Raw genomic sequence first — 2,293 nt, 5'->3', positions numbered from 1 at the left:
AATTACCGCATTCATACCCTTTAAATTTATTTAGAAACAGCCTCTAAGAAGTTATCTGTATTAAAGGCAGCACTCTAATAGTTTTTTACACACCTGCTCAATGCTGGGAATCCCGTATCATCAGCCGCCGCACAGGTGGCATATTCAGAGAACAAAAGATTTATTACACGGTGGAGGCGGCGTTGAGAACTGGGTTCAGTTGGCTCAGAGATGAGTTGTGATCACCAATCGTTATAGCTTCTCACTGTAGCAACTGGTTGCATAGTCAGGTGGTAAGTAATACAGGTATGCTATCTGAAATAAGTAGTTTTAATGTACTATAAAGTTTAAATACTGACTCACCCACGACAAAAATCATCAACTCTCAACTCGCGCCACACGTCAGACGGTTGCCACCCAGAGTTGGCAACTGAGTTAAAGCGCTCTTGGCGATAGTGTTCAGAAATGTAGTCCGATTTTGATGCTTCAATGTACACAGATGGATTTGGTTCAATCACTGTTTCAGGAATATTTTGACTCTCAGGCATCTCAATGGGTTCAGTCAGTGTTGGGGTTAATTCTATTTTCTTGCGAACTGGGTTAGAGGTTTTTTTAATGAGTCGTTTCATATCTATAGGAATCATTTGGCTCTCCACGAAGAACGGATATTCTAAAATACAGTAAGTTATTAGGGAATCCGAGAGATTTTGCCGAAAGTTTGTCTCTTCTGGGATAATCGCTTTCGGCAAGATTTCCAGCACTTATACAGAGGTATAAATATTTGCCAAAGTATAAACTGAATCTGGTAAAAGATGATGATAGTAAATTTATATACTCTACTGATGTGAATAACTCGGTAGAGTATTTTTGTGAAAGTATGCCTATCGTAAACGATCGCCAATCCTTTGCCCTTGTTACAACCACCCTCCACAGCCGACGATTGCTCTTTGGAGTAATGATGCATTCATGTTTGACCAATTTTGACAACCATTGGTTGTCACGCACTCAGCCAAGGGTGTGTCTTCTCATATCTTGCACCTGGAAATAGTAATGTCAATTCCATGACTAAGTACTAAGGGTCGAAGCCGTTCAATATTTAGTAGCAATAAAGACAAGACTAAATGAGGTAAAAAAGTAGATAGTGCAAGGAAAGCAGCTTGACCCCAGTCCAAAGAATCAGGAAAACAGGATGAAAGATACGTCCAATATGCTAATAAATAGGCAGTAATGGACAAGACTAACCAACGATAAATTCCTAAAAGAGTACCTTGTCCAAATCTATCCAAACCAAAGCGATGTTTAGCAGTTTTAAACCAACCTTCAATTTTCCAACGGTGTTTACCCCACCAGGAAATAGTACTGGCTTTAAGAGGTTGTGTAGAGATAACATATCTTTTAACAAACTGACCATTATCGCGTTTGAAGTAATACCAAGAAAGAGTAACAGGAAAATCTAATCCAACAAGTCGAACTTGTTGCCCTCGATGATGTAGAAGTTTAACTGGATAACCATTAACCAACTTGCTATTTACTTCCAATACCAATAACAGCATGATATTTTAGTTCCCGAAGATTGTTGATAAAATCCTTAGTACCAAAAGCAGTATCAGCGAGAATTTTTACCCGAAATCGTTTGGTTAAATCTTTGGGTAAATGACGTACCATTCGTAATACTATTTGAGACGGACTAGCCGTCCCTTTACCTCTCCAGACACGAAAAATCCAGGGTATACGCCATTGTCCAACTACCAAATATAAAACTACTATATGCAAGCCTCGTTTCCCGTTGTAAACGGTTATTAGATTTTTAAATGCTTTAAATTGACCACATTTCTCTAAAGTTGTTAGGTCAATTATTACTTGTAGAAATGCTTTTCTTCCCAATGGGCAATGACTGAAAACTAAGCTCAATTGCCTGTTGGCGAACATGAGGAATTAGCTTACGAGTAGGCCATTTATAGGTATTTAAAAATCTACTTAGAGCGCTAACAGAAAAGGATTTACTGTAGTGTGGCAAAGGTTTTCCATCTGCTGCCAGAAATAGCCCTAGCATCGCTTCCAAGTTGTCTCGTTGATAACGACGCTAGCTTCAATGCCAGAATCGTATACATTAGGGTATGGGCGTGGGCAAGAATGGTTTCCATCTTTCTTGCTGTTATTTATGTTATCTACGCCCTTTTCTCTCATTTTTTACGAACATATAGGACTAGTATTTGATTTCTGAAAAAGCTCCGTACATTTGAAGAGTCGCAAAATCAAAGTTAGTGTTTCGGAGAAACCACTCAAACATCCATTTGAGATGAGAGAACGAAGG

4 protein-coding genes are annotated in these 2,293 nt (G+C 38.9%); all 4 read right to left on the bottom strand.

Translation table 11 applies throughout. The features are described 5' to 3' along the window. Positions 1-338: 338 nt before the first annotated feature. Positions 339-623 (bottom strand): hypothetical protein, encoded by a 285-nt coding sequence (locus H6G97_RS50110; protein WP_190947656.1) that lies wholly within the window; start codon positions 621-623, stop codon positions 339-341. Between the two features lie 381 nt (positions 624-1,004). Continuing rightward, positions 1,005-1,532: a hypothetical protein gene (locus H6G97_RS51775; protein ID WP_199350192.1), complete on the bottom strand. Its 528-nt coding sequence runs from the start codon at positions 1,530-1,532 to the stop codon at positions 1,005-1,007. Beyond that, positions 1,504-1,908 (bottom strand): hypothetical protein, encoded by a 405-nt coding sequence (locus H6G97_RS51770; protein ID WP_199350190.1) that lies wholly within the window; start codon positions 1,906-1,908, stop codon positions 1,504-1,506. The genes H6G97_RS51775 and H6G97_RS51770 overlap by 29 nt, the downstream gene beginning before the upstream one ends. 71 nt (positions 1,909-1,979) lie before the next feature. After that, entirely contained in the window at positions 1,980-2,123 is a 144-nt protein-coding gene (locus tag H6G97_RS51765) for a hypothetical protein (RefSeq protein ID WP_199350189.1), read from the bottom strand. Positions 2,124-2,293: the final 170 nt, after the last annotated feature.

The sequence above is a fragment of the Nostoc flagelliforme FACHB-838 genome (assembly GCF_014698065.1).
GTDB classification, from domain to species: Bacteria; Cyanobacteriota; Cyanobacteriia; order Cyanobacteriales; family Nostocaceae; genus Nostoc; species Nostoc flagelliforme_B.
The sequence above is the reverse complement of the archived record's forward strand: the minus strand, read 5'-3'. Positions and strand labels throughout refer to the sequence as shown.

Excerpts from the sequence above, each read along its gene's own strand:
- H6G97_RS50110 (WP_190947656.1), bottom strand. The coding sequence starts at position 623 with ATGATTCCTATAGATATGAAACGACTCATTAAAAAAACCTCTAACCCA.
- H6G97_RS51775 (WP_199350192.1), bottom strand. The coding sequence starts at position 1,532 with ATGCTGTTATTGGTATTGGAAGTAAATAGCAAGTTGGTTAATGGTTAT.
- H6G97_RS51770 (WP_199350190.1), bottom strand. The coding sequence starts at position 1,908 with ATGTTCGCCAACAGGCAATTGAGCTTAGTTTTCAGTCATTGCCCATTG.
- H6G97_RS51765 (WP_199350189.1), bottom strand. The coding sequence starts at position 2,123 with ATGGAAACCATTCTTGCCCACGCCCATACCCTAATGTATACGATTCTG.